Source organism: Bradyrhizobium sp. 1200_D9_N1_1 (assembly GCF_052075915.1).
Classification (GTDB): Bacteria; Pseudomonadota; Alphaproteobacteria; order Rhizobiales; family Xanthobacteraceae; genus Bradyrhizobium; species Bradyrhizobium diazoefficiens.
This window is the reverse complement of sequence record NZ_CP197226.1, coordinates 4,849,762-4,867,208: the sequence shown is the minus strand read 5'-3', so window position 1 is coordinate 4,867,208 and position 17,447 is coordinate 4,849,762. Positions and strand designations below refer to the sequence as shown.

Annotated in this window: 18 protein-coding genes, 1 tRNA gene and 1 pseudogene; 15 read left to right on the top strand and 5 right to left on the bottom strand. The window is 61.4% G+C overall.

What is annotated here, in order from left to right; genetic code table 11:
• Positions 1-185: 185 nt before the first annotated feature.
• The 8 genes and pseudogenes from AB5K84_RS23465 (at position 186) to istB (ending at position 8,433) form a co-directional block, all read left to right on the top strand.
• Positions 186-782 (top strand): hypothetical protein, encoded by a 597-nt coding sequence (locus AB5K84_RS23465; protein ID WP_011087384.1) that lies wholly within the window; start codon positions 186-188, stop codon positions 780-782.
• A gap of 218 nt (positions 783-1,000) precedes the next feature.
• Positions 1,001-3,670: a glycosyltransferase gene (locus tag AB5K84_RS23460; RefSeq protein ID WP_011087385.1), complete on the top strand. Its 2,670-nt coding sequence runs from the start codon at positions 1,001-1,003 to the stop codon at positions 3,668-3,670.
• A gap of 329 nt (positions 3,671-3,999) precedes the next feature.
• Positions 4,000-4,075: transfer RNA gene (locus AB5K84_RS23455), tRNA-Lys, on the top strand.
• 618 nt (positions 4,076-4,693) lie between these two features.
• A pseudogene (locus AB5K84_RS23450) lies at positions 4,694-4,975 on the top strand (alpha/beta hydrolase); the annotation flags it as partial.
• Between the two features lie 112 nt (positions 4,976-5,087).
• Positions 5,088-5,621, top strand: coding sequence for a hypothetical protein (locus tag AB5K84_RS23445; protein ID WP_011087387.1), 534 nt, complete (start codon positions 5,088-5,090; stop codon positions 5,619-5,621).
• 37 nt (positions 5,622-5,658) lie between these two features.
• On the top strand, positions 5,659-5,958 hold the full coding sequence (locus tag AB5K84_RS23440; RefSeq protein ID WP_441232645.1) for a hypothetical protein: 300 nt from the start codon (positions 5,659-5,661) through the stop codon (positions 5,956-5,958).
• Between the two features lie 154 nt (positions 5,959-6,112).
• Complete coding sequence (istA, locus tag AB5K84_RS23435) at positions 6,113-7,627, top strand: IS21-like element ISBj11 family transposase (protein WP_038973741.1); 1,515 nt, start codon at positions 6,113-6,115, stop codon at positions 7,625-7,627.
• Complete coding sequence (gene istB, locus AB5K84_RS23430; RefSeq protein ID WP_018270204.1) at positions 7,624-8,433, top strand: IS21-like element ISBj11 family helper ATPase IstB; 810 nt, start codon at positions 7,624-7,626, stop codon at positions 8,431-8,433. The genes istA and istB overlap by 4 nt, the downstream gene beginning before the upstream one ends.
• An 860-nt stretch (positions 8,434-9,293) precedes the next feature.
• Here istB and AB5K84_RS23425 read toward each other — a convergent pair.
• Both AB5K84_RS23425 and AB5K84_RS23420 read right to left on the bottom strand, forming a co-directional pair.
• Positions 9,294-9,836 (bottom strand): ATP-dependent DNA ligase, encoded by a 543-nt coding sequence (locus AB5K84_RS23425; protein WP_011087388.1) that lies wholly within the window; start codon positions 9,834-9,836, stop codon positions 9,294-9,296.
• Positions 9,837-9,912: 76 nt separating this feature from the next.
• The gene (locus tag AB5K84_RS23420; protein ID WP_038967407.1) at positions 9,913-10,119 is read right to left on the bottom strand and encodes a hypothetical protein; all 207 of its coding nucleotides are present in this window, start codon (positions 10,117-10,119) and stop codon (positions 9,913-9,915) included.
• A gap of 352 nt (positions 10,120-10,471) precedes the next feature.
• Here AB5K84_RS23420 and AB5K84_RS23415 point away from each other — a divergent pair, with 352 nt between their 5' ends.
• The 5 genes from AB5K84_RS23415 (at position 10,472) to AB5K84_RS23395 (ending at position 13,286) form a co-directional block, all read left to right on the top strand.
• On the top strand, positions 10,472-10,738 hold the full coding sequence (locus AB5K84_RS23415) for a hypothetical protein (RefSeq protein WP_038967406.1): 267 nt from the start codon (positions 10,472-10,474) through the stop codon (positions 10,736-10,738).
• A gap of 227 nt (positions 10,739-10,965) precedes the next feature.
• Complete coding sequence (locus AB5K84_RS23410) at positions 10,966-11,205, top strand: hypothetical protein (protein ID WP_038967405.1); 240 nt, start codon at positions 10,966-10,968, stop codon at positions 11,203-11,205.
• A 143-nt stretch (positions 11,206-11,348) separates the two neighbouring features.
• A complete protein-coding gene (locus tag AB5K84_RS23405) occupies positions 11,349-11,483 on the top strand; it encodes a hypothetical protein (protein WP_257784518.1) in 135 nt (44 codons plus the stop codon).
• A 166-nt stretch (positions 11,484-11,649) separates the two neighbouring features.
• On the top strand, positions 11,650-11,886 hold the full coding sequence (locus AB5K84_RS23400) for a DUF6894 family protein (protein ID WP_011087390.1): 237 nt from the start codon (positions 11,650-11,652) through the stop codon (positions 11,884-11,886).
• Between the two features lie 1,070 nt (positions 11,887-12,956).
• Positions 12,957-13,286, top strand: a complete 330-nt coding sequence (locus tag AB5K84_RS23395) for a hypothetical protein (RefSeq protein ID WP_038967404.1) — start codon at positions 12,957-12,959, stop codon at positions 13,284-13,286.
• 429 nt (positions 13,287-13,715) lie between these two features.
• On the opposite strand, the gene AB5K84_RS23390 is transcribed toward AB5K84_RS23395, so the two are convergent.
• Positions 13,716-13,838 carry a hypothetical protein gene (locus AB5K84_RS23390; RefSeq protein WP_370165957.1) on the bottom strand — a complete coding sequence of 41 codons (123 nt, stop codon included), beginning with the start codon at positions 13,836-13,838 and terminating at the stop codon, positions 13,716-13,718.
• Between the two features lie 94 nt (positions 13,839-13,932).
• Positions 13,933-14,190, bottom strand: coding sequence for a hypothetical protein (locus AB5K84_RS23385; protein ID WP_011087394.1), 258 nt, complete (start codon positions 14,188-14,190; stop codon positions 13,933-13,935).
• Between the two features lie 257 nt (positions 14,191-14,447).
• On the opposite strand from AB5K84_RS23385, the gene AB5K84_RS23380 reads away from it, so the two are divergent.
• Entirely contained in the window at positions 14,448-14,972 is a 525-nt protein-coding gene (locus AB5K84_RS23380; protein WP_162494101.1) for a hypothetical protein, read from the top strand.
• A gap of 432 nt (positions 14,973-15,404) precedes the next feature.
• Positions 15,405-15,662 carry a hypothetical protein gene (locus tag AB5K84_RS23375; RefSeq protein WP_082901090.1) on the top strand — a complete coding sequence of 86 codons (258 nt, stop codon included), beginning with the start codon at positions 15,405-15,407 and terminating at the stop codon, positions 15,660-15,662.
• Between the two features lie 638 nt (positions 15,663-16,300).
• Here AB5K84_RS23375 and AB5K84_RS23370 read toward each other — a convergent pair.
• Positions 16,301-17,365, bottom strand: coding sequence for an IS110-like element ISBj4 family transposase (locus AB5K84_RS23370; RefSeq protein WP_011087397.1), 1,065 nt, complete (start codon positions 17,363-17,365; stop codon positions 16,301-16,303).
• Positions 17,366-17,447 lie beyond the last annotated feature (82 nt).

Below are 17,447 nucleotides of genomic sequence, written 5' to 3'. Positions count from 1 at the left end.
CCAAGGAATTTACCTGCGGCCGTTCGACAGAGGCCTAGGATCGTGACTTTGCTGGACAAAATTCGAAATACAGGTCATGCAACTGGCCGGGAATTTTCCGCCGCATTGGAGACCCATTTGGACGCCATCACCGACGCGTCCGCGGGATCCTGACGCGGGCGGTCAGCGGAGAAGTTGGGGAATTCATGCGGCAACGGGTGCGTCAGTCACGAAATGCGGTCCTGCGGCAGTTCGCCGCTACCTTGGCCGTCTCCTCTCTTCTGGCCCTGGCTGGTCTCGCTGGCGCCTCCGCCCAGAGCGGCACGCCCGCCCCCGATCAGGGCAAAGCCGCCGCCCAGCCCGCCGACGCCGCCGCCAAGGACGCCGCCCAGAACCAGCGCCGCACCGACGAGTTCGCCGAAGCCGCCCAGGTCATCAACGGCCCGGCCGGCAACCCCGAATGCGTCTGGCTCGGCCGGCGCGTGGTGCGGCTGATGTGGCGGGATGACCTCGATACCGCGTTCCGCCATCTCGACCTCTACGACCGCTTCGGCTGCCCCGGCGGCCACATCCAGGCCGCCTTCCGCTGCCTGACCCGCTTCGGCGGCCAGATCGATCCCAAGGTCGCCGAGACCCTGGACAGCCGTGTGCACGCCTGCTGGATCAATCCGGCCTCCCAGCCGCAGCAGGCGGCGGCCGCGGCATCCCAGCCGGCAGCGCCGACATCAGGCAACGCGCAGGCCCCGCAGCCCGCCGCGAGCCCCGCGCCAGCGGCAAGCCCGACACCAGCGCCCCAGAAATAGCAGCGGGTCGCTTCAGCCTCCGTTCATGAACGACCGGCCATAGAAACGATTGGCACTGCGACGCGTTCTTCGAAAAAGGACATGCCCTCATAAGGACATGAGGCCATGACAGTTGTGAAACCGCGCGGCAGAGATATGCTCCATTTGCCGCGGACTCGGTCGGATCTCGGGGTCAGATCCGCTTCCCTGCCACCCCAGCCCCTTTTGGTTTAGCCGCGATGCGCGTTGTCGCCGCCGTTCTGTTGCTTGTGTCCGCACTTCATGCTGGGCTGTGGGGAGTCTTGCGCGACAAGGAACCCGCGCCCGACTTCAGGGGTCTGCTCCCCAGCGTCTCCTACGCGCCGTTCGAAGGCTCGGCCCATCCCGACATCGACAACATCCCGACCGTCGAGAAAATCCGCGCCGACCTGAAGACGCTTTCGACGATGACGCGCGCGATCCGCCTCTATTCGTCCACCGGCGGCGTGGAGCTGGTGCCGGCGATCGCGGCCGAGTTCGGTCTCAAGGTCACCGTCGGCGCCTGGATCGACAAGGACAAGGATCGCAACGAGCGCGAGATCAAGGCCGCCATCGAGCTCGCCCGCAAGAACAGCAACGTCGTCGGCGTCGTTGTCGGCAACGAGGTGATCTACCGCGGCGAGCAGAAGGTCGAAGACCTCATCGACATGATCAAGAAGGTCAAGGGCTCGGTCCGCGTGCCCGTCACGACCGGCGAGATCTGGAACATCTGGCGCGACAATCCGGACCTTGCCTCCAACGTCGATTTCATCGCCGCGCACGTGCTGCCCTATTGGGAAAACTTCCGCTCGGACCAGGCGGTCGACCAGGCCGTCGACCGCTACAACCTGTTGCGGAACCTGTTCCCCGGCAAGCGCATCGTGATCGCCGAGTTCGGCTGGCCGAGCCAGGGCTACAACTTACGCAACGCCGACCCCGGTCCGTTCCAGCAGGCGCTGACCTTGCGCAACTTCGTCAGCCGCGCCGAAGCCATCGGCATGGAATACAACATCGTCGAAGCGATCGATCAGCCCTGGAAGTTCTTCGAAGGCGGCGTCGGTCCGTACTGGGGCATCCTCAACGCCAGCCGCGAGCCGAAATTCGCCTGGACCGGCCCGGTGGAGAACCCTGATTACTGGAAGCTGATGACGATCGCGCTGCTGGTCGGCGTCCTCTTGTCGCTTCCGATCCTGCGGCTGCAGCAGCCAACCGCCAAGCAGGCGTTCCTGCTGTCGGCAACCGCCAACGGCGTCGGTGCCTGGGCCGCCACCGTGTTCGCGTTCTGGAACGGCCACTATTTCATCTTCGGCTCGGCCTTCGCGCTGACGCTCGGCATGATCTTGCTTGTTCCGCTGGTGCTGATCGCGATGGCGCGCATCGACGAGATCGCGGCCGTCGCCTTCGGCCGGCCGCCGCAGCGGCTGCTCGCCAAGAGCAAGCCGGTCGAGAACGTTCCCGAAAATTACTACCCGAAGGTCTCGATTCACATCCCGGCCTACTTCGAGCCGGTCGAGATGCTCAAGCAGACGCTCGATGCGCTGTCGCGGCTGAACTACCCGAACTACGAATGCGTGGTCATCATCAACAACACGCCGGATCCCGCCTTCTGGCAGCCGATCCAGGACCACTGCCGTGCGCTTGGCGAACGCTTCAAGTTCATCAACGCCGAGAAGGTGCAGGGCTTCAAGGCCGGCGCGCTGCGCATCGCGATGGACCGCACCGCCGTCGATGCCGAGATCATCGGCATCCTCGATGCCGACTATGTCGTCGATCCCGACTGGCTGAAGGACCTCGTGCCGGCTTTCGCCGACCCGCGCGTCGGCCTCGTGCAGGCGCCGCAGGAACATCGCGACGGCGACCTGTCGATCATGCACTACATCATGAACGGCGAATATGCCGGCTTCTTCGACATCGGCATGGTCCAGCGCAACGAGGCCAACGCCATCATCGTGCACGGCACGATGTGCCTGATCCGCCGCGCCGCGATGGACATGGCCGGCGGCTGGTCGAGCGACACGATCTGCGAGGATAGCGATCTCGGCCTTGCGATCCAGGAGCTCGGCTGGGTCACGCATTACACCAACCACCGCTACGGCCAGGGCCTCTTGCCCGACACCTACGAGGCCTTCAAGAAGCAGCGTCACCGCTGGGCCTATGGCGGCCTCCAGATCGTGAAGAAGCACTGGCGGCACTTCCTGCCCGGCCGGAGCCGGCTGACGCCGGACCAGAAGCGCGAATACGGCCTCGGCTGGCTGAACTGGCTGGGAGCCGAAAGCCTCGGCGTGGTCGTGGCGCTGCTCAACCTCGTCTGGGTGCCGATCGTTGCCTTTGCCGACATCGCCATCCCCGACAAGATCCTGACGCTGCCGATCATCGGCGCCTTCGTCGTCTCGCTGGCGCATTTCCTGTCGATGTACCGTGCGCGCGTCGCGATCAAACCCGGCCAGATGCTGGGTGCGATGATCGCGGCGATGAGCGTGCAGTGGACGGTGTCGCGCGCGGTCGCGCAGGGACTGATCACCGAGCACATCGCCTTCGCGCGCACCTCCAAGGGCGGCCTGTCCAGGATGTCGATCGAGTTCCAGGCGTTCTGGGAGGCCGTGATCGGCGCCCTGCTCCTGATCGGCGCCGGCGTGCTGATCGCCTCCAACAGTTTCCGGCAGATCACCGAGATCTACATCTTCGCCGGCGTGCTGGTGCTGCAAAGCCTGCCGTTCCTGGCCGCGGTCGCCATCGCCATCCTCGAGCTCAGCCGCATCAACTCGTTCCAGTTCTGGCGCGACAGCGCGATCCGCACCGCCGAGCTGATTGGCCTGCGCCCGGTCGCCCTGCCGACCCCCGCCGGCACGCCGCAAGCCGTGCCGAACGAGGTCAGGCGCGAGGCGAACTGACGGCCGGATGGCTTCTCGGCGCGGGCGAAACCTCCGCGCCGCCAAGCCACAGGCAGCGTTCGGAGTGGATAGCGGGCCGCCAATCGGGTTGAAAATTCCGGCTTAAGCTGCGGACACCGCGAGCAAATCCCCGCTCCTGCCAAGAGTTGCGGCAGCCACCCGCGCTATTGACCTCAGCAGCCACTCACCCTACACAGCGCGGGCCGAAAGCATGATCCGGAAACAGCCGGTTTTTCCCCGCGACGCGAGCTTCAGCGCAGCGGCAAGACATGCTTCTCGAATGTCCGAAGACGATGGCGATCGATCTTGAAAGCCATCCGCGGCCATGGGAGCGCGTAGCTCAGCCGGTAGAGCACGTGACTTTTAATCACGGGGTCCTGGGTTCGAGCCCCAGCGCGCTCACCAAATAACAGAAGTCTTATCAACGTCTTAGATTATACCCGAAACGTTCGGCGACCCCGACGGTTGACAATTTTTGATAGCGAGTTGGCAAACCCGGTTCGTGGCCTGTTCTCAATGTCGGGACGTCTGTCAAACACGAGCAGACACGTCGCTGGACATCCAATTTCGCGTAATGAACCTTATGCGAAGGACCCTCCGTTTTCATCTCAAGCGGCGTGTGGCTGTCGTACGCGTTTAACTTTGGCACTGGCGCATTTTGATTTTGGCACGGGCTTCCTTTGGCAACATTGCCCCTTTCCGTTTGGGCGGCCCCGAGAGCTGTCCTGGTGGCGTTGGAAGCCGAGACTGAAGTTTGACACTGACGTCAGACCGGCCCGTTACTGAACTTTGGCACCGCGCGAAGCGGGCGGTCATCGCACAGCCAGTGCTTGGAGCCGAGCCGGTCCGTCGCGTGCGATGCCCACGCCGCGATGGCAATCGTGCGGTATCTCGCGGCGAGCGACCGCGTGGCCCGAGTAGGTGTTGACCCGAACCCTGCTCTTCTATCCCTGTTCGACTTTGAAGCGCCGGCGTTCGCCCCCGGAGAGATCTGGGGAGGCTATGGGAAGCTAAGTCCGCTGGATCGCACGGTCAGTTACCGTGCGATCGGAGCTTCGGATCCTTCACGGCACGGGAGGCGACGAGAACGATCTTCTGCGGCTCGGCGCCATGATCTCGCCTGGCTCCCCTCTCCTCTCGCCCCGCGGTCGCGTTCTGGAGAACGGAATGCCGCGGTTTTTGCGCCGCCTGGCGGAGGGCGTCTTCGACGAGGAGGACGTACGGGATCGTGCGCTCGAGCTCGGCGACTTCATTCAGCAGGCCCGTGAACAGTACGGCATCAGCGCACCTATTGCGGTCGGGTACCGATTTGTCGACGCCGTCGTGATCCGCGGTCTTGACGAACAATGGCGTGACGCAGCTCAGCAGCACGAACTTCGAGACGCGAGCGGAGCCGTGTCGGGCAACGTAGCGGGCGATGTCTCCGCCGCCCATCGACGGCGATGACGCCGAGCTTGACCGCGCGGAAGCGGCATTGCGTGCGGCACAGGACCGTAGCGCCACCTTGAAGGCTGCCCTCACCGAAGTCGATCAGCAGCTGGAGGCCCTTGAGCGTACTAAGGCCGAGATCGCGGACCGCAAGGTGCGTGCTGAGACCGCCGCCGAGATCGAACTGCTCGTTCGCGAGCTGACCCAGGTCGGCGCGGAATTCAATAGCATCGCCGCGCGCCTCTCCGAGCACACGGCTCGTGCGGTCCCGGTGGTGTTCGACGCGCTCGGGCTCGACAAGTTCATGGCGATCTGTCGCGCGGAGGTCCCTGCGGCGTTGGAACTGGTCAGCAAACTGTTGCGTGCGCATGCCGATGCCGTGGTTGCTGGTACGGCATCGGCCGAGCTGCCGCGTCCCGACGACGGAACGGCCCAGGTGCCTGCGCCTGCTCAGCCGCCGAAGGAGCCACACTTCAAATATTCTCCCGTGAAGCAGTCCCTCAAGGGCCTCATCGCGCGATGAGCACGTTGGAGCCCACTCACGAGCGGGAGGTGACCTCATGAAATTTGCGCCCCCCGGCGGCGAGCCGTACAAGATCATGAACCGGCTCGATGGCTGGATTGGCCGCGATCCGTCTCGCATCCCGAACTCGGTGGCGGCGGAGATGGGGGCAGCGCTGCCCCCATTGGGCCGCTCTGAGATCGACCGCATTCGGACCCGAGACCGTGCGCCAGCTGGCTTACGAGCGAAAGAAGAAGGTTCGCATTGCGTGGCGGCGGCGGTTCGGGCTGTTGACGCGATGATTGTCATTCTCGGCTGCCGCGCGGCGAACAGGATGGAAGTGGAGCGTCGACCATGATGAGAGGGCTACGCCGGGCTCGTGACGCAGGGAGGGCGTAGCCCGACCGGAGTTACGAGCCCGGCGTCGGCGCGATCCACAGCGGACCGCGCCGACTGGTGATCGCGGCCGGCTGGTTATGCAAGTGGTTCTTCCGCCAAGAGGAATCACTCGCGTGCCAGGCCGACACATTACCGATCACCAAATGAGGCTCTACATGAAGTACCGTCAGACCGATAGCCCACCCGTGGCCGCCGCCAAGGCTTCGTTCAGCACCTCGACCGCTTACCGGATCGAGAAGGATCGACGCCTTCCGTCGCAGAAGAAGGCTCCCCGCGGCCGTCGCCGGCCAGATCCCTTGGCCCGCGTATTTGAGACAGAGATCGCGCCGATGCTGAAGGCCGCCCCCGGTGTGCGGCCGGTCACGATCTTCGAGGAGTTGCTCCGACGCCATCCCGAGCTCGGCGCCGGCATCCGTCGCACGCTGGAGCGCCGGATCCGGGCCTGGCGGGCGATCCACGGCGAGGAGCAGGAGGTCATCTTCCGCCAGACCCACGAACCCGGTCAGCGCGGCCTGTCCGACTTCACCGACATGGGCGAATTGGGTGTCACGATCGCGGGCGTACCGCTCGACCATCGTCTCTATCACTTCCGGCTGGCCTATTCCGGGTTTGAGCACGCCCATGTCGTGCTCGGCGGTGAGAGCTTCGTCGCTCTGGCCGAAGGCCTGCAGAATGCCTTGTGGTCACTCGGTGGGGCGCCACGGGAGCATCGCACCGACAGCCTGTCGGCCGCCTTTTGCAATCTCGACCGCGACGCCAAAGACGATCTGACGCGGCGATACGAAGACCTCTGTGCCCATTACGGCATGCGGCCTTCCCGCAACAATCGTGGCATCGCCCACGAGAACGGGGCGATCGAGAGTTCGCATGGTCATCTCAAGCGAGCGATCGGCGACGCGCTGTTGCTGCGTGGCACCGCCGACTTCGACGATCTAGCTGCCTATCGTGGCTTCATCGATGAGATCGCCAGCCGCCGCAATGCCCGCAACGCCAAGCGGATCGACAGTGAACGTAGCGCACTTCAGGATCTGCCGGACCGCCGCACGTCGGACTATGAAGAGGTGATCGTCCACGTGACGTCGTCCGGCGGCTTCACCTTGCGCAAGGTGTTCTACACGGTGCCGTCGCGCTTGATCGGCCATCGGCTGCGGGTGCGCCTGTATGACGATCACCTCGACGTGTTTGTCGGCGGCACGCATCTCCTCACCTTGCCGCGCGGGCGGCCGCATCCCAATGGCAAGCACGATCAGGTCGTCGATTATCGGCACGTGATCCATTCCTTGCGGCGCAAGCCGATGGCGCTCCTCAACCTGGTCTACCGCGACCAGCTGTTCCCCCGGGAAGCTTACCGCCGAGCCTTCGACGTCTTGCGCAAACGCTTACCGGACAAGAAGGCCTGCCGGATCATGGTCGATCTCCTCGCACTCGCCCATGAGCGCGGTTGCGAGGCCGAACTCGCCAATCAGCTCACGGCTGACCTGAACGACGGCCGGCTGCCCGACCTCAACCGGCTACGTACTCACTTCGCCCCGGATCCCGCCCAGGTGCCGAACGTCGTGGTACGCCTCGCACCGCTCGCCACCTATGAATGCCTCATCGGTACCGCCGAGATCGGAGGCGCCGCATGAGCACAACCAACGTAGTCGACACCGCGCGCCTCAATCTGTTGCTCAACGAGCTGCGGCTGCCCGCCATCAAGGCGCTGTGGCCGCAATTTGCCGAGCAATCCGATAAAGAAGGCTGGCCGGCGGCGCGCTTCCTCGCCACCATTGCCGAGCACGAGATCGCTGAGCGCGGCCGCCGCCGCATCGAGCGCCATCTCGTCGAGGCGCGGCTGCCTACCGGAAAGACCTTTGACAGCTTCGACTTCGAGGCCGTGCCGATGATCTCCAAGGCGCAAATGACCGCACTCGCCGCCGGCGACGGCTGGCTCGGCAAGGGCGCCAATCTGCTGCTGTTTGGTCCGCCCGGTGGAGGCAAGAGCCACTTGGCGGCAGCAATCGGCTTGGCCCTCATCGAGAACGGATGGCGCGTCCTGTTCACCCGCACCACCGATCTCGTGCAGAAGCTCCAGGTGGCTCGCCGCGAGCTCAACCTCGAGGGCGCCATCAACCGCCTCGATCGCTTCGATCTCGTCATCTTGGACGATCTTGCCTATGTCACCAAGGACCAGGCCGAGACCAGTGTGCTGTTCGAGCTCATCAGCGCACGCTACGAGCGACGCTCTTTGCTGATCACCGCCAATCAGCCCTTTGGAGAATGGAACAAGGTCTTTCCGGACCCAGCTATGACCCTCGCGGCGATCGATCGCCTTGTTCACCACGCCACCATCGTCGAGATGAACGTCGAGAGCTATCGCAGGCGGACTGCCCTCGAGCGAAAGCGTGGTCCAGGGCGGCCACCGGAGCACGCGACACAAAAAACGCTCGCTTGATTGACGCTCCGCGACAATCAAAGCAAACAAAACTCTTGCGCGCGACAATCATCGCGGCGATCATCATCGCGCCGCGACACTGACTCGCCATCCTGATCGCCGCGCTCTTCCGACCCAGATCGTCGCGCTATATTCTCGGCGAACAAGAGGCAACGTCACAAACGGCGTAAGATCCCGCTGCGAAGCAGCCAGCTCGTCCGGTTCAGCGAGCTGGCCGCAGAACTGGCGGCCATCAGCCTTCAGGCCGAATGTGATCACCCCGATGAAGCAGCCTTGTCATAGTCTGCACCAAGATCGGATGGTGTAATCGGCGATATCAATGATCGGAAGGCCCGGCGGAGGTACCCGTGCCTGACGATCTTGAAAGGCCCCGACGTGCAACATCGTCGGGGCCTTTCTGCTTTGCGGGCTGACTGGGTTCGTAGCGCTGCGCTAGATTTAAAAGCCGCTTTTTGATGAAAGGGTCAGCTTGCTCTGCGAGTTCACGCAATACTTTCGCACGTTGCCTATTGAATTCGTCATCCAACATAGTCGGCCCCATAAATAATATGAGATCGCGGGAAAGCCCGAATATTCTCCTGCGTGACTAAATACGAACGGCCGGGCGTTACAGAAAGACCATCTACAGACGGTCTTTCTGTAGGCGCCGGATAAATGCGCGCGGCTTCTTCCCCGCCGATCAGCCAATTTGCGCGCAGATTATCTACGCAGGTCAGGCTTATCGTGTGAAGCCGAAACCACGGCGCAAATCATGGAACAAGAGAAGAGTTGCTTGCGTGCAACATGCTGGTGCTGCCAACTTGTTTGTTCGCGACCTCACAGCTCCCGTTCCATCGCGGGGTGACTGCGGTTTTTTACCTTTACCCAATGCTTGCTCCGGCCCGCCTATAAGGCCGGTCGCGACGCTTCGATACCAATCCTTCAAGACCCATGTCGCACGCGGCGCGGAATAGGTCAGGTCCAAGCTCGCCACGCTCAAAGGGATTAACGAAAACGCCTTCAGGATGCCGCGCCAGCAGGCGCTCCAAGTTCGTCTTCCGCATCGACAACGGGAGCATGCGGAGATCGTCACCACCTTCAGCAAGAATATCAAAGGCGCAGAACTGCACCTCATGATCGTACTTGCGCGAGTGAAGCGCATTAAAATCTGAGATTCCATCGACGCCGAGCACGACCGCTTCGCCATCGAGCACGAATTGCTTCTGGCGGACCTTGCGAGCGGCCTCGACGATCCAAGGATAGCGAGTGGCCCAGTTGTACCCGCCGCGCGTGATCAGGCGCACGCGGTCGCCATCGCGCTCCAGACGGAGGCGATAGCCGTCGTACTTTACTTCATGAAGCCAATCGGGGCCGTCCGGGACCGAAATGCCCTTGCTCGGCAGGCAAAACTCAAATGAACGCATGCGGGAAAAATAGGCATTCGATGCCTGATTGCGAGATGGAGCTTAGGGCAACCCGCTCAAGCGGCGCCACACATTATTACGGCCTGGGCGGCAGATCAGGAGCGATGTCGCTGCCCGCGCTCTCACCGATAGCCTGCTCCACTGCGGATGCGAGCACTGCAAGGTGTTCAGCCAGTTTGGCAAACAGTTCGCGCTTTTTTGGGTCAGTCGCTAAGTCGCGAATAAGGGCGCACTCAGCGGTATCTCGCTGTAGCTTCTCCAGTTGGGCCTGCATGTCTTTCATTTGCGGCCTCGATGTTCCAGTGAGGGAACATTACAAATACCTGTTCCGGCTCACAAGTGAACAGAGCGCTATCGCCGACTGGGACTAGCCTCCAATTGCATGGCACCTCGTCAGGCGCCAGCCGTCGGACCGCTTGGCCCCGCACTTGTCCCCTCCAGCCCCAAGGGGTCAGGCTGGCCCGATGGAGCTTTGCGCAGCATCAGAGTGAGAGCATCCCATCTCGGACAGACTGGACGCGGAGCCGAACAACCTGTTGTCAGGCTGCTGAGGTTATGAGGCCCGGGCTCCTAGACACACCGGGCCTTGCCTTACCTCAATCGCAACGCCCAAGATGCGGACAGGGAGGCCCGACATGTCCGTTGAAGATTATGCCGACGATCTCAGCGCAACTGTGCACTACGCGCTGGAGACAACCCGTGCCGTCGCCGTCTGCCCCTTCCACTCTGAAGTCACCATCCGCGTCGGCGACGATGCAGCCGAAAGCCACGCCTTCGAGCGCGCCAAGAGGATCGTTAGGAGCGATGGCACGAATTGGGAGACGCAAGACCTCAGACAAGAATTCGCGCGGCAGCTTAGCAAGGCAGCAGATGGGGAGTGCCCACGCTGCGCTCAACATTGAACGGCCCGGGCAGCGCATTTTCGACACTTCCTTCGCCTCAGCCACAGTTCCAGAATTAACTTGCAGCACGAACATCAAGCTTAATTCCAGACCGTGATTGCGGCCGCGCGCTAGAGGACTAGGTTTGCGCACACCGGATATTGCCCTTTCCGGTACACCCCATCGAAGTCGCCGCACCATTATACTCGGTGCAGCGACTTCGAACTGGATAGTCGCGCGAGCGTCACTTGAGAGAGCAGCCGGACTACGAAACGCTTGATCTCGTAGAGATGCGTCGCCAGCTTACGGCGCTCCGTTCAAAATACTCGGACAATCTTTTGATTACTTCGCTGTTGAACCGCTTCTTCGTGAAAGTCGCGTTTCTGGTGAAGCCGACTGACCTGGCGCACGAGCAGTATCTCACATCGCAATTCGAGCGAACGTTGACAAAGGTCAAAGAGATTGCTGCACGGAGGAAATCTGACTGAAGCCACCTCAACACGTGGCTCTGGACCCCGGTAACGCGCCACAGACCAGCTTTGACTTCCTGCTCGATCTGAGAGGTGTCCTAATCTGCGGAACCGTTGACTTGGCTCAATGGCGATCTTCAATTCGGCCGAAGCATCGTCCCATGCGCAGGCCCTGCCCCCAAAAGCCGGTCAAGAAGCCCAAGCCGTCCCGGTTAGAGGAAGCGCGGCGGATCGTCGAGGAGTACACAAAGGACCTGCGCGAGGTCATCAAGAAACTAGCTCGCAAGCTGCACTGAGGGTTTCGTCTCTCAGGTAGCTGCCCTTGGCGCCATTAAAATGGGACCCCCAGCGGAGCGGGGGCAAGAACGGGCTCGCACATGACAGAGTGGCTGACCTCACCCGGTTTGCGGCCACCTGAGTAGTCGCCATAGGAACAGAATCCGCCGTAGCGCATTACCGCGCATGCCGAGATACTTCTTTCACATCACGCACGAGCGCACCGAGATCGACCGCGAGGGCGAGGAGCTTCCTGACAAGCATGCAGCGTCGAAGGAGACCACAGTCACGGCCGGGCAGATGCTCCAAGGCATTGACGGGAAACTGGTGCCGGGCCGAGACTGGCGGATGGAAGTGACCGACGAGTTTCAAAACATGCTTTACGTTCTGCACATTCGAGCAGAGAAAGCCAAAGTGATCTGACCGGCGAGACGTTAAACTTTTGCCGACCGAAAGTTTAGGTGGATGTGCACGTTCGCGCTCGGCGTGACTTCCCCACCGGGTGGTTTAGTCGGGGCTCCGACCCGCGTGTTACACTGCGAAGCGCGGGCGCTGCGACATCAAAGCGCTTTCTTCCGAATTTCGGTCCTTCGAAACAATTCATTAGCATTAGCGTGGCTTGCTGGGAGTGTGCCGATTACCGCTGATTACGGCACACGGAATGGGAATGTCGGCCCCGGCTGTTTCTCCCAACCTGCGGCTGGGGCCGATTTGAACTTTCGCTGTATGGTTCAACCCGGTCCACAACCATGTTTAGAGGCATTGCTATCGCACTATTTGGGCTGACCATTCTTTCGCAGCTCGATCAGGCGCTCTTCTACGGCCGAAATACTGACGCTGCGTTCAGGCTTGTGCGGGAGATGCGCCGCAGTTTTGGTCTGTAGTGCCGCCGCCCTGCATTCAACTGATCAGCGCCTATGCGCGTCGAGCGACGGCTACTTCTTCAACAGTATTCCCATCGTTCGCGCCATTCGCCTCACCGATCCGGCATGGCGGCCCAGTTCGGCTGCTATCCTCGATACGCCAACGCCCTGCCGGGCGAGCCTGACCAAGCGTCGGACTTCCTGCTCGGCCCATTGTTTTGGCTTCGGTGCTTTCATGGTGCGGCGCTCAGAACCTGCCGACCACTTAACCAGCGCGCTTGGTTGCCAACACTTGGGAAATTTACGGGTGGTGCCTTCCACCACGAGGCTCAGCGCTACGGCGGATTTAGCGCTCGCGAGACGGGCGTTATGCGGCGTCCCGAAGAACTCTATTGGGGATCGGATCGGCGCACGGATAGTTGGCGTCGCGGGCGTAAGCAGGTCCGCTATGAAGGGTAGATCGGACCTGCCGCATGCAAACGCCCGACCGCCGCTTTTGACCCATAGCGGGCGTCGCCGACCCCGACAGCTTTTCGTCACGCCGACGTGACAATTCCTGCAGGAAATATATTTCCAGACGTCCGGTCCAGGTGCAGAATGGCATCGTGGGGAGTGGGATTAAGGGGGCCGATGCAACAGTTCGTCGCTAAAGCCAACGTAGATCACTACATCGGGCTCCTGACCGGCAGTGATCTGACGTTTAACAGCCAAATGGCCATAACCAGGCTATTGATCGCCGAACTGGATAAGCTCGCGCACGATCAGGAACATCTCGAATTTGCGGAGAAAAGAGCCGCAGATGGACGTGATCGGGTTAAGCGCATGACGGAGATGCGCGATGGTCATCCCTTCGGCACAACGGAGCGCGAACAAGCGGAGCGGCTACTCGTAAACTGCGAAAACTTGCAGACTGTGCTGGAAGATTTCTGTAATCGCTTGCGCGAGAGGGGCAGCCGTTAAGCGTATTCCGACCCCCCGTTTTTAATGCAGATCAACATGTAATCATTTCCTGGCGGCTTTCTTGCTGCGCGAGCAAATACCGCCGAGACCCCTTTTGGCCCGCATGGGAGCACCACCTCATGAGGTTGAGCAGGTGCTCCAAAGGGGTCAAACATGAGAGAAAAAGGAACCACCCAAGAAGCCTCCTGCCCAAGAGGAGCACGAGTGGGCTGAAGGACCTTCGAGAGATGGTCCGCGAGGACATCGAGGAGCAGCGCGAGTTCATCCGGAAGATTCGGAAGAAGATGCATTGAAGCCGTCTGGAGTCCGTATCTTGCCCGTGTGAGACATGCCAGGGCGATCTGACGATGTCCGCACACCGAGACAGACCGGAAGAGAACGGCACGCGATCAAAGCGACGCGATTGACCCATACCGAAAGGTCGACCGGTCAAGTGCGAAGATACTTGATCAGGGCAGCGATCCCGAGCACCAGAAAAACAAGGAGAAGAACCCAGCCGATTGCCATCCCGCCCATCATTGCGAACGACATATAATCCATCATGTTGTTCATCGTGACACGTGGAAGGCATGCGGAGACGCAGCTGTCCGCTTAGAGGAATTGGCGCACGATCAAATCGACGCAAATAATCCGAAGCGACGTTCTCTCAACGACCATGCGGAACGACAGTCTTCGGGCCACCGCGATAGGCGTGGGGCTTGTTGGCTTTAACTCTAGGCGCGTAGATATCGACTCCCTGCGCGTAGATATCGACTCCCTGCGCGTAGATATCGCCTCCGCTGCTCATTTGCTGCGTCGGGGGCGGAACAGACGATTTCGGGCCGCCTTGGTATTGCTGTGCCATGGCGGACACAGTCAGGAATGGCGTTATGAGTGCGACGGCAAGGATGTATTTGGTAGCCATGATTTTTCTCCCGCTTTTACTCGAAAGTGCCTCTGGTAGGTTACAGCTCTTGTTGCATTGATCTTCATCAAAGCGGCGTGAGACTGCCGCGTTTTTAGGCTTCAGCGAAATTGCTTTCCCGTTACACAAGGGTAAGCCGCGTCACCCATTTCAAGAACACTTATTTAAATCAGCTCTTTAGCTGGTCACCTCGGCTGGTGGCACGCGATTTGCGATGCGTGCCGTAGGATTGATCCGATGCTGCCGGGGAAATGGACATGCGAGCGTGCCTGATTGCTGTCGTTGTATCGACGGCACTAAGCGTTACATCGGCTTCCGCGACCGTAATTATCAGCGCCGACATCGGCGGAAAGATGCGGGACTACACGACGCGCTTCCAGCAGGTTCGCGACTCCGGCGAGTCCGTCGTCATTGCCGGCACATGCGTTTCCGCCTGCACGATGGTGCTCGGATTGGTGCCGAGCGACCGAATCTGCGTCACCCCTGACGCGGTGCTTGGTTTCCATGCGGCATGGATGTTCGATAGCTCCGGCAAACGTGTCGTCAGCGCATCCGGGACACAGGACCTGATGCAGACCTATCCAGCTGCTGTGCGCGCCTGGATTGCACGGCACGGCGGGTTGACCCCAAAAATGATGTACCTACGCGGTCGTGATCTCGCCGCCATTGTTGCGCCCTGCAATAGCTCGCGCATGGCATCTGTTTCACGCGCGAAGCGCTTCGGCGAACTTCACCAACTTGATGATACAAATACGCCTCGCGCCAGTTTTGACGGGCACTGAGTAACTATCCATCGCACTGGCTTGCTCATTAGTCCTTGCGTCCTCGGTCAAGGGACGTGAGCGAGAGCCGAGGATATCACGCGGGCATCGGGTTCATGTCCGGTTGTGGCCCGAATGCGAAGTCCGGACCCGCTTTTGTGTTGTCCGGTTATCGGGATAGACCGGACGCGGTTGGCCGGGCGCCCGACCGACGCGAATGACCCGCAACGGACATTGCAGCTGCCTAGCCCGTGGTTTGTCGTGCTTTGATTGGAAAGCGTCTAGCGGTAGTTCTGACGGCGGACGTCGCCGGCTGCAGCCGCATGATGGCAAACCATCCTTTGATCTAGGTCAACGTCAGCGATCCCTTGGCGCTCACGCTATTTTTTAGCCGCACCTGATGAGGCGGCTTCCGTCACCTTCAGTGACGCAAGCGCGAAGAGGAGGTCCGCCATGCGGAGGCGTCTTTCGATCAAGTCAGCGACTGTTACCGGGATTGCTGCCAGCGCCTTGTTAGGGCTTGCAGGTCTCACTCTCAATCCAGCCCCAGCCAAGGCGGTCGTGTACTGCCAGTACGTTGAATATCCGAGCGGCTGCGTTGCCCGGGCAGGCGTCGTGCTCAGGCCTCGTCCGGTGGCGCGCGCTGCGGTCCGTCATAACGCCGGTGGCAATTTAAATGGTGGCGTCAATCGCGTAGGGGTGCGGCGGTAAGGCACTTTTTGCGGGGCACGACCTTGGCGCGGCACACGGCAAGCCAGGTTCGTATCCGTTTACGTTTTTATCATCAGCAATTCGCCTGTTCGCAGAGGACGGAAGCCACAAAAGGGACGAGCCGAGCCCGTCTAACGATGCTCGTTGTTCGGGGGAGACGGACGTGGCTGGCGGAAGGTAAAACCGGCCCGATTGACCCAGATGTACGGTCCGGCCGTGCGTAGCAAGAGGTTCGTCGATCAGGTGGTGTGGTCTTGCATCAATGTATCCGGCCTTTGATTGGAGCATTTTCTCCGGGCCATCATGGATATCAGCGCGCGTGCGTTCTCATTAGCGGACAGGCCTCGATTGGGCCATTTGGGTCACCAGTGTTCGCATGCGCCGGGAAGACCGAACCTCCATCTCGTCTCATCCTCTCGCAGACCTCGGCTGGAACCTGTTGATGGGGTTACGTCATCGCTTGCTCCTCCTACCTCGCAGTTCCTGTGTTCGAGCCAGGGGCCGTTCCTTCGTCCCGGCCCGCAGGACGTGCGTCGCGTCGCGCGCACGGGCGGTCAAGGCCGGCCGTTGCGCTTTGCTTGCGGCTGGCTCCGGCGTTGCCAGGCCGCGCCTTGACCGCGCCGAGCACGGCGCGACGATCAAGCGGGTCGGACGCCTGCATCGTTGGTCCTTGTCAGCTCGAAGGCGCGTCCTTTAGCCAGCACCGCCCAGGCGATGCGGGCAAGCTTGTTGGCGAGTGCGATCGCCAGCACGTTGTGGTGCAATCGCTTCTTGGCGGCTTCGATCCAGGATCTGAGTCCGTAACGTTCCCAGTTCTTGATCCTGACCAGCACCACCCATGCCGCCTGGACGAACAGAACGCGGAGGTAGCGATTGCCGCGCCTTGAGATTTTGCCGAGGATCGTGCGGTCTCCCGTCGAGATCTGCTTGGGCACCAGCCCGAGCCAGGCGCCGAAGTCACGGCCTTTGGAGAAGACGTCTCCAGTGCCGATCGCGGCCACCATGGCGCTCGAAATGATCGGCCCGATGCCAGGCACCGTCATCAGGCGCGAACATGCCTGATCTTGACGGGCCAGTGCTTCGATCTCGCCGGAGAGCCTATCGATGCGCTGATCCAGCCGACGCCAGTCGCCTGCCAACTCCTCGATGACACACAACATGCGTGGCGACAGGGCATCGGTGCGCGTCGCAAGGATGGTGGGCAGTTCTGTGCGCAGGAAGCCGATACCCTGGCGCACCGCGATCCCGCGTTCCAGCATGAAGGCGCGAATCTGGTTGATGATGCCGGTGCGTTGCGACACCAGCCGCTCGCGCACCCGATGCAGCGCCTGCAGATCCAGTTGCTCCGCGGTCTTGGTCGCCACGAACTTCATCGTCGGGCGCTGCACGGCTTCGGCAATCGCTTCGGCGTCATTGAAGTCGTTCTTCGGTCCTTTGCTATAAGGGCGGACATATTTGGCCGGCATCAACCTGGCATCGTGACCTAACGATGCGAGTTTGCGGCTCAAATGATGTGCGCCGACGCAGGCTTCCATGCCGATCAGGCAAGGCGGCATATTGGCGAGCCGCGCCTCGACCTGGCCACGCGACCACTTTTGCCGCAGCACGACGGTGCCGCGCGTATCGTGGCCCACGACGTGGAACGAGTTTTTGCCGATATCGATGCCGATCACGGCGATCGCGGTACTGGGTGTCTGGGACATGGCGTGCTCCTTGTCTTGGCGCCCCTGGCCAGCTTATCGCTGGCGGGGCAGGAGCACGGCCGGACCATCCCATTAGCGGACG

Excerpts from the sequence above, each read along its gene's own strand:
- AB5K84_RS23465 (WP_011087384.1), top strand. The coding sequence starts at position 186 with ATGCGGCAACGGGTGCGTCAGTCACGAAATGCGGTCCTGCGGCAGTTC.
- AB5K84_RS23460 (WP_011087385.1), top strand. The coding sequence starts at position 1,001 with ATGCGCGTTGTCGCCGCCGTTCTGTTGCTTGTGTCCGCACTTCATGCT.
- AB5K84_RS23445 (WP_011087387.1), top strand. The coding sequence starts at position 5,088 with ATGTCTCCGCCGCCCATCGACGGCGATGACGCCGAGCTTGACCGCGCG.
- AB5K84_RS23440 (WP_441232645.1), top strand. The coding sequence starts at position 5,659 with ATGAAATTTGCGCCCCCCGGCGGCGAGCCGTACAAGATCATGAACCGG.
- istB (WP_018270204.1), top strand. The coding sequence starts at position 7,624 with ATGAGCACAACCAACGTAGTCGACACCGCGCGCCTCAATCTGTTGCTC.
- AB5K84_RS23425 (WP_011087388.1), bottom strand. The coding sequence starts at position 9,836 with ATGCGTTCATTTGAGTTTTGCCTGCCGAGCAAGGGCATTTCGGTCCCG.
- AB5K84_RS23420 (WP_038967407.1), bottom strand. The coding sequence starts at position 10,119 with ATGAAAGACATGCAGGCCCAACTGGAGAAGCTACAGCGAGATACCGCT.
- AB5K84_RS23415 (WP_038967406.1), top strand. The coding sequence starts at position 10,472 with ATGTCCGTTGAAGATTATGCCGACGATCTCAGCGCAACTGTGCACTAC.
- AB5K84_RS23405 (WP_257784518.1), top strand. The coding sequence starts at position 11,349 with ATGCGCAGGCCCTGCCCCCAAAAGCCGGTCAAGAAGCCCAAGCCGTCC.
- AB5K84_RS23400 (WP_011087390.1), top strand. The coding sequence starts at position 11,650 with ATGCCGAGATACTTCTTTCACATCACGCACGAGCGCACCGAGATCGAC.
- AB5K84_RS23395 (WP_038967404.1), top strand. The coding sequence starts at position 12,957 with ATGCAACAGTTCGTCGCTAAAGCCAACGTAGATCACTACATCGGGCTC.
- AB5K84_RS23390 (WP_370165957.1), bottom strand. The coding sequence starts at position 13,838 with ATGAACAACATGATGGATTATATGTCGTTCGCAATGATGGGCGGGATG.
- AB5K84_RS23385 (WP_011087394.1), bottom strand. The coding sequence starts at position 14,190 with ATGGCTACCAAATACATCCTTGCCGTCGCACTCATAACGCCATTCCTG.
- AB5K84_RS23380 (WP_162494101.1), top strand. The coding sequence starts at position 14,448 with ATGCGAGCGTGCCTGATTGCTGTCGTTGTATCGACGGCACTAAGCGTT.
- AB5K84_RS23375 (WP_082901090.1), top strand. The coding sequence starts at position 15,405 with ATGCGGAGGCGTCTTTCGATCAAGTCAGCGACTGTTACCGGGATTGCT.
- AB5K84_RS23370 (WP_011087397.1), bottom strand. The coding sequence starts at position 17,365 with ATGTCCCAGACACCCAGTACCGCGATCGCCGTGATCGGCATCGATATC.